Annotated in this window: 8 protein-coding genes; 4 read left to right on the top strand and 4 right to left on the bottom strand. The window is 74.0% G+C overall.

Annotation, left to right across the window (positions count from 1 at the left end; translation table 11 throughout):
* Positions 1-850: MFS transporter (locus VFW24_11870; GenBank protein HEX5267460.1), on the bottom strand; the 850-nt coding region annotated here is incomplete at its 3' end.
* Positions 847-1500: an adenylate/guanylate cyclase domain-containing protein gene (locus tag VFW24_11865; GenBank protein HEX5267459.1), complete on the bottom strand. Its 654-nt coding sequence runs from the start codon at positions 1498-1500 to the stop codon at positions 847-849. The genes VFW24_11865 and VFW24_11870, both read right to left, overlap by 4 nt.
* Before the next feature lie 73 nt (positions 1501-1573).
* Here VFW24_11865 and VFW24_11860 point away from each other — a divergent pair, with 73 nt between their 5' ends.
* Genes VFW24_11860 through VFW24_11845 form a run of 4 tightly spaced genes read left to right on the top strand, consistent with a single transcriptional unit; the run spans position 1574 to position 6540 of the window.
* The gene (locus VFW24_11860) at positions 1574-1900 is read left to right on the top strand and encodes a hypothetical protein (protein HEX5267458.1); all 327 of its coding nucleotides are present in this window, start codon (positions 1574-1576) and stop codon (positions 1898-1900) included.
* Positions 1897-5190 (top strand): carboxyl transferase domain-containing protein, encoded by a 3294-nt coding sequence (locus VFW24_11855; GenBank protein HEX5267457.1) that lies wholly within the window; start codon positions 1897-1899, stop codon positions 5188-5190. Before VFW24_11860 ends, VFW24_11855 begins: the two co-directional genes overlap by 4 nt.
* 4 nt (positions 5191-5194) lie before the next feature.
* A complete protein-coding gene (locus VFW24_11850) occupies positions 5195-5914 on the top strand; it encodes a C4-type zinc ribbon domain-containing protein (protein ID HEX5267456.1) in 720 nt (239 codons plus the stop codon).
* The gene (locus VFW24_11845; GenBank protein HEX5267455.1) at positions 5911-6540 is read left to right on the top strand and encodes a histidine phosphatase family protein; all 630 of its coding nucleotides are present in this window, start codon (positions 5911-5913) and stop codon (positions 6538-6540) included. The genes VFW24_11850 and VFW24_11845 overlap by 4 nt, the downstream gene beginning before the upstream one ends.
* Positions 6541-6573: 33 nt before the next feature.
* Here VFW24_11845 and VFW24_11840 read toward each other — a convergent pair whose 3' ends face one another.
* Positions 6574-7275 carry an ACT domain-containing protein gene (locus VFW24_11840; GenBank protein HEX5267454.1) on the bottom strand — a complete coding sequence of 234 codons (702 nt, stop codon included), beginning with the start codon at positions 7273-7275 and terminating at the stop codon, positions 6574-6576.
* Positions 7276-7393: 118 nt separating this feature from the next.
* Positions 7394-7865, bottom strand: a 472-nt coding sequence (locus VFW24_11835) for an SRPBCC family protein (protein HEX5267453.1), incomplete at its 5' end; no start/stop codon positions are given.

The following is a 7865-nucleotide window of genomic DNA, read 5'->3' as shown; positions in this document are numbered from 1 at the left end:
GCTGCAGCCGGAACATGGGTGAGCGGGTGTGGAGCTCGATGACGCCGAACACCACGAGCAGGGCCAAGCCGCCGATCAGCTCCCCCAGCACGGCCGGGCCCGTCCATCCCATGGTGTGGGTGCCGTGGGGCTCGATTCCGTAGGTGATCCCGATCATGATCAGGATCAGCCCGAGGGCAAAGGTGATGTTGCCCGCCCAGTCCACCCGCGAGCGGGTGCGGACGCCGCGGTCCTCGAGCTTCAGGTAGGCCCAGATGGTGCCCAGCACGCCGAACGGGACGGACACCAGGAAGACCAGGCGCCAGTTGATCGGCGCCAGCACCCCGCCGAGGACCAACCCGATGAAGGTGCCGCTGATGCCGGCCATGTTGTTGATGCCGAGGGCCAGGCCCCGCTGGTTCTCGGGGAAGGCGTCGGTGAGGATGGCGGCGGAGTTCCCGACCAGGAAGGCCGCTCCGGTTCCCTGCACGACGCGCATGATCACCAGCCACAGCCCGCCGGCCCGGCCCGACATCCACGTGATGGTCAGCAGCAGCGAGGCCACGGTGTAGATGACGAATCCCAGGTTGTACATGCGGACGCGGCCGAACATGTCACCCAGGCGCCCGAGACTGACCACTAGGACGCTGCTCACCACCAGGTAGCTGAGGATCAGCCACAGGAGGAAGAAGCTGTTGCCCGGCACCAGGGGGTCGAGGTGGATCCCCTTGAAGATGTCGGGCAGGGCGATCAGGACGATCGACGTGTCGATGGTGGCCATCAGCACGCCCAGGGTGGTGTTGAACAGCGCCACCCACTTGTAGCGGTCGGTGCTCGAGGGCTGGTCCGCGACAGCGGCCCGAGCGGTCATGCCGGCGTCCCGGAGCCGGCGCGGTTCTCCCAGGTCTCCAGGCAGCTGTCGGCGCAGAAGAGCAGGCGGACGCCCTCGGCGTCGACCCGGCAGGCGGCGGCGGTGGCGGGGCCGAGGGGCAGGCCGCACACCGGATCCTCCGAGCCGTCGGCTCCGGCGGGGGCGAGGCCGAGGCAGGCGACCTGGAGGGGTCGCTCCACCCCTCGCAGGACGGCCTCGCGGCTGGAGGCCACGGCCCCCCAGAGCGGCATGGACGCCGTGAGCTCGGGCACGGCCAGGATCTCGTGGCCACCGGCGAGGTCACACAGCCGGGCCGCCACGTTCACGGCGTGGCCGATGTAGTCGTCCCCCTCGAGGAGGATCACGGCGCCGGCGCTGAGCCCGCCGCGCAGGACCGCCCCGGCGTCGTCGGCACGCATGCGGTGCTGCAGCTCGAGGACGGCCTCGAGGGCGGGGCGGGGGTCGACGGCCACGAGCATGGCGCCGTCTCCGAGCCACTTGGCGATCCGCACGCCCCGGCGGGAGCAGACCTGACGGACCGAGTTCCGGAACCCGGTGAGGAGGTCGACGGCGCGCTCGTCCCCCTGGGTGGCGGTGAGTGCGGTGAACCCGGACAGGTCGAGGAAGGCGAAGGTCCGCTGCACCCGCATGCGTCCGATGGTCGCACCGCGCCCGGGGCGTGGTCGAACCGGGCATCAGGCGCCCGGTCGGTAGCCTGGCCCGGTGTCGTCGAGGTGGTGGTCGGGGCGGGCGATCGCCCTTCACGTGACCGCCGTTACCGCGGTCGTGGCCTTCTGCCTGCTGGCGCGCTGGCAGGTGCACCGCGCCCTGTCGGGCAACACCTTGAGCTGGGCCTACGCCTTCGAGTGGCCTTTCTTCGCCGCCTATGCCCTCTACATGTGGTGGAAGCTGCTGACAGATGCACCGGGCGGCACCCGTGCCCCGGCCCCGCCGGATCCGGAGGAGGAGGTCCAGCGCGCCGCCTACAACCGCTATCTCCAGGGCCTGGCGGCCGAGGACGAGCGCCTCTCCCGCCGGCAGCAGGCATGAGCCTCCCCGCACCGGGGCCCGGGCCGGGCCCGCTCAAGGCCCTGCTGGTCGCCAACCGGGGGGAGGTCGCGGTACGGGTCATCCGGGCGGCCCGGGTCGCCGGGTTGCGGCCGGTGGCGGTGTTCTCGGAGGACGACGCCGGCGCCCTCCACACCGAGCGGGCGGCGGAGAGCCACCCCCTCCCGGGCGCCGGGCCCCGCGCCTACCTGTCGGTGGCCGACCTGGTCACCGCCGCCACGGCCTCGGGCTGTGACGCCCTGCACCCCGGCTACGGCTTCCTCAGCGAGAGCCCAGCGCTGGCCCGGGCGTGCGCCGGCGCCGGCGTGGTGTTCGTCGGGCCCGCCCCCGAGACCCTCGAGCTGCTCGGGGACAAGGTGGCGAGCCGGGCGCTGGCCCGGAGCTGCGGCGTGCCCGTGCTCGAGGCCACACCGGGCCCGGTCGGGATGGAGGAGGCCCGCTCGTTCGTGGCCGGACTGGGGGGACCGGCCGTGATCAAGGCGGTGGCCGGCGGCGGGGGCCGGGGCCTGCGTGTGGTCGGCGGGGTGGCCGAGGTGGACGAGGCCTGGTCGCGGTGCCGGTCGGAGGCGGAGGCGGCCTTCGGGGTCCCCGATGTCTATGTCGAGCGGTACCTCTATCCCGCCCGCCACCTCGAGGTGCAGGTGGTCGGGGACGCGTACGGGGCGGTGGCGGCGGTAGGGGACCGGGAGTGCAGCCTCCAGCGCCGCCACCAGAAGGTGGTCGAGGTGGCGCCGGCGCCGGGGCTCACCCCGGAGATCCGAGCCGCCCTGGCCGCGGCGGCGCTGGACATGGCTGCCGCTGCCGGGTGCGCCAGCCTCGTCACCTTCGAGTTCCTGGCCGATGCCTCGGACCCGTCCCGGTTCTGGTTCCTCGAGGCCAATCCCCGGCTCCAGGTCGAGCACACCGTGACCGAGGAGGTGACCGGGCTGGATCTGGTGCGGGCCCAGCTGCTGCTGGCCGCGGGAGCGGACCTGCGGTCACTCGGGATCACCCCCGGCGCGTCCGCCCCCCCGGCGCGGGGTGTCGCGGTGCAGCTCCGGGTCAATGCCGAGGTGATGGCGGCCGACGGGACGGTGCGGCCGGCGGAGGGGACCGCCACCCGCTTCGACCTGCCCGGCGGCCCGGGGGTTCGCGTCGACACCGCCGGGGGTGTCGGCTGGCGGGCCAATCCCCGGATGGACTCGCTGCTGGCCAAGGTCGTCGTGCACGTGCCCGCACCCGACATCGGCAGCGCCGTGGCCCAGGCCGGGCTGGCCCTGTCCGAGATGCGCGTCGAGGGCGTCGCCACCAACGCCGGCTTCCTCGCCAAACTGCTCGATCACCCGGCGGTGGCGGCCGGTGCGGTGCACACCCGCTTCGTCGAGGAGAACCTGGCCGACCTCCTGCCCGAGCCGTCCGACGGCGGCGCACCGGCGCCCTCTCTGGCCGCCCAGGACGGGGCCGGCCTCGTCGTGGCCGCACCGCTGCAGTCGACGGTGGTGGCGGTCGACGTGGCGGTGGGGGACCTGGTGCCGAGCGGCGCCCAGCTGGTGGTGCTCGAGGCGATGAAGATGGAGCACGTCGTGACGGCTCCGGCCGCCGGCCGGGTGACCGCCCTCCTGGCCGTTCCCGGTCAGGCCCTGTCCGAGGGCGCGCCCCTTCTCGTGCTCGAGCCCGCCGACGTGGCGGCGGAGGCGGCGGACGGTCCTGACCCGGCCTGGGACCCCGACCGCATCCGTCCCGACCTGGCCGAGGTGAACGCCCGGCACGGCCGCACCGGGGATCAACAGCGTCCCGACGCCGTCGACCGCCGGCGCCGCACCGGCCAGCGCACGGCACGCGAGAACGTGGCCGACCTGTGTGACCCGGGTTCGTTCGTGGAGTACGGCTCGTTGGTCATCGCCGCCCAGCGCCGGCGGCGGACCGTCGACGACCTCATCGCCCGGACCCCGGCCGACGGGCTGGTGACCGGCACGGCCACGGTCAACGCCGACCTCTTCGGGCCCGAGCGTTCCCGGTGCGTGGTCGTGGCCTACGACTACACCGTGCTGGCCGGCACCCAGGGCCTCCAGAACCACCGCAAGAAGGACCGCATGTTCGAGTTGGCCGCAGAGTGGCGGGCCCCTCTCGTCGTGTTCACCGAAGGCGGGGGAGGCCGCCCCGGGGACACGGACGGAAGCGGTGTGTCGGGCCTGGACTGCATGGCCTTCCACCTGTTCGGACGGCTGTCGGGTCTCGTGCCGCTGGTCGGGATCAACAGCGGGCGCTGCTTTGCCGGGAACGCCGCCCTGCTCGGGTGCTGCGACGTGGTGATCGCCACGCGCGGATCGAACATCGGAATGGGCGGCCCGGCGATGATCGAGGGCGGGGGACTGGGCGTCTTCCGGCCCGAGGACGTCGGGCCGATGAGCGTCCAGGTGCCGAACGGGGTCGTGGACGTGGAGGTGGCCGACGAGGCGGAGGCCGTCGACGTGGCCCGGCGCTACCTCTCGTACTTCCAGGGACCCGTTACGGCGTGGGAGTGCGAGGACCAGCGCCGGCTCCGGGCCGTGGTGCCCGAGAACCGCCTGCGCGTGTACGACGTGCGGACGGTGGCGGAGTCCCTGGCCGACACCGGCTCGGTGCTGGAGCTCCGCCGCCACTTCGGCCCGGGGATGGTCACGGCGCTGGCCCGGGTCGAGGGCCGGCCCCTCGGGATCATCGCCAACAACCCCCTCCACCTGGCCGGGGCCATCGACGCCGACGGAGCCGACAAGGCGGCCCGGTTCATGCAGCTGTGCGACGCCTTCGGCCTCCCGATCCTGTTCCTGTGCGACACACCCGGGATCATGGTGGGGCCGGACGCGGAGCGGGCCGCCCTGGTCCGCCACTGCGCCCGGCTGTTCGTCACGGGCGCCAGCCTGACCGTTCCCTTCTTCACGATCGTGCTCCGCAAGGGCTACGGACTCGGCGCCCAGGCCATGGCCGGGGGCAGCTTCAAGGCCCCTGCCTTCTGCGTGGCCTGGCCCACGGGGGAGTTCGGCGGCATGGGCCTGGAGGGAGCCGTCCGCCTCGGCTACCGGCGGGAGCTCGATGCCGTGGAGGACCCGGCCGAGCGCCAGAAGCTGTTCGAGGAGATGGTCGCGCGCATGTACGAGCACGGGAAGGCGCTGAACACCGCCACCTACTTCGAGATCGACGACGTGATCGACCCGGCCGACTCACGCGCCTGGATCACGGGGGCGCTGCGCATGAGTGGGGAGGCCCCGGTCCCGTCGTCGGGAAAGCGGCGCCCGTGTGTGGACGCCTGGTGACGCGGTGAGCGACCCGCTCCACCGCCTCCTCGAGGTCCAGGACGAGGACACCCACGGAGACCAGATCCGGCACCGCCGGGAGACCCACCCGCTGCGGGCGGAGCTGGCGGCGGCGCGGCGCCAGCGCGAGGACCTCGACGTCCGCCTCGGTCAGGAGCAGGAGCGCCTCGACGCGCTGACGGCCCGCCAGACCGAGATGGAGGCAGAGGTGGCGGCGGGGCGGGGCCGGATGGAGGGAATCGAGAAGCGGATGTACTCCGGGGAGGTCGGCGCAGCGCGCGACCTGCAGGCCATGGCGGAGGAGGTCGACGGCCTGCGCGGGCGGATCCGGCGGTTGGAGGACGTGATCCTCGAGGTGATGGAGGAGCGCGAGCCGGTGGAGGCCCTGGTCGGCCAGCTGGCAGCCGAGCGGGCGGCGGTGGCCGGCCGCCTCGCCCACATCGAATCCGACCTCGGCGCCGCAGAGCAGGAGCTCACCGCCGAGGAGGCGGGACACGCCGCCCGGCGGGCCGAGCTGGCCGGGACCTTGCCCCCGGAGCTCACCGCCCGGTACGAGCGGCTGCGCCAGCGCCTTGGCGGCGTCGGCGTGGCCCGCCTCGTCAACGGCAGCTGTGGCGGGTGCCACCTCACCCTGTCCGCCACCGAGCTCGACCGGTTGCGCAAGGCTCCCGCCGACGAGGTGCTCACGTGCGAGCAGTGCGGCCGGGTTCTCGTCCGGCAGTGATCATCCTCGTCCGGCACGGCCAGACCGAGGCCAACGCCGCCGGCCTCCTGCAGGGGCGGGTGGACCTCCCGCTGACCGAGCTGGGGCGCCGCCAGGCGGAGGCGGCGGCCGGAGTCGTGCCGCCCGGCGCGCGCATCGTCTCGAGCCCGCTGCGTCGCGCCGTGCAGACGGCGCAGATCCTGGCGGCGGCGGGGGGCGGCTCCGAGGGGCGCGGCCCCGTGGATGCCGCCATCTCCGTCGACGACCGGTGGGTCGAGCTGGACTACGGGGAGTATGACGGTCGTCCGCTCGGGGACGTGCCCGGGGAGGTGTGGGACCGTTGGCGGACCGACGCCGACTTTGCCCCGCCGTGCGGGGAGTCACTGCGAGCGTGTGGCCGGCGGGTACGCGAGGCGTGCGAGGAGATCGGCGCCGGGCTCCGGTCTGCCGACGCGCCGGCGGTTGTCGTTGTCAGCCACGTCAGCCCGATCAAGGCGGCGGTGGCGTGGGCCCTCGGCGTGGAGGACACCACGGCGTGGCGCATGTTCCTGGATGTGGCGGGGGTCTGCCGCCTGAGCATCGGTCCGCGGGGGCCGAGCCTGCAGTCGTTCAACGACCGCCACCACCTGACGGCGGCCGGTCTCTGAAGGTTTCCGGACGAGGCCTTCCGGGGCGCGCCCTCAGGCGATGATCCGGGTCGCGCCGCTAGGGTGGCTGCGCCGGGCCTCCTGCATCGCCAGCTGGGTCCACCAGGAGTCCGCCACCGCCACCAGCCCAAGGAGCCGCTCGCGCTCCCGGCCCCGCACCGGCCGGGACTGACGCCCCAGCAGCAGATCGGCTCCGGCGGCAGGCAGGGGCAGGCACACGGGGTCGAGGGGGCCGGCGGTCTCGGCGATGACCGCGTCGCTCAGCAGGCCGGCGCGGAACGCCACCAGCCAGGCCGCCTGCGGGATGGCGCCTGAACCACCGAGCACCTCGGCTGCGTCGTCCCCCTCCGCCCGTCGGAGCAGGCACGACCAGTCGGCGCCGACCAGGTTGCGGGCGTGGTCGGCCACCGCCGCCGCCAGGGTTGCGACGTCGGGGGCCTCGATGAAGAAGCGGGCGGCGCCGAGGGCTGCCACCGCCGGGTCCTCGGCGGCGGTCGGGTCGCGATGGACCTCCTCGACCCCGACGCCGTCGACCTGGCGGATCTCGGCCAGCATCAGGTCGGTGAGCGAGTCGTCGGGCAGATCGACGACGATCTCGTCGATGGCCACCCCGCCGTCGCGCTCGATCACGTCGATCCCCACCACGTCGGCCTTGACCGCCCCCACCCGGCTGGCGACGGCGCCCAGGGCACCGGGCCGGTCCGGGAGCCAGATCCTCAGCACCAGCCTGCTCATGCCGGCGACCCTAGACCGCGTGTGTTAACGACGTGGGTCGACGCCGCTAACCCGACGTGAACTTGCCGTGCTGTGATCCCGCGGGTCCCCTACGCCCCGGCTCCCCGGTCTCGACGGATCAGGCAGGCGGGGGCCCATCCCCGCCGGCGGCCGTGGCCAACCGGCGCGCGAAACCGCCGATCATCGGACGGGTGAGGGCCAGCACCAGGCCTCCGGTGCCGGGCACCAGCGCGTCGAAGCTGCCCGTCCAGGTGATGAGGGTGCCGGGGCCGTCGGGCTCCAGGCGCACCTCGGCCCGGTAGTCCTTGACCGGCCACCCCGAGCGGACCTCGTAGGCCAGCAGCTCCGGGGGCCGGCTCTCGACGATCTCCTCCCGGCTGTGGAAGGCCCGGGTGCCGAGGAGGCGGACCGAGCCCGGCCCGCCCGGGGGTTCGGGCCCTCCCGCCTCCCAGGCCGAGTAGCGCACCATCGGACCCGCCCACCGGCTCCAGCCCGGGCCGTCGGCCAGCACCCCGAACACGGCGTCGGGCGCCGCCGCCGACCGGGCGGTGACCTCGTAGCGATACCGGCCCAACGGAATGACGCCGCCG

The organism is Acidimicrobiales bacterium, from assembly GCA_036273495.1.
Taxonomy (GTDB): domain Bacteria; phylum Actinomycetota; class Acidimicrobiia; order Acidimicrobiales; family JAJPHE01; genus DASSEU01.
The sequence above is the reverse complement of the archived record's forward strand: the minus strand, read 5'-3'. Positions and strand labels throughout refer to the sequence as shown.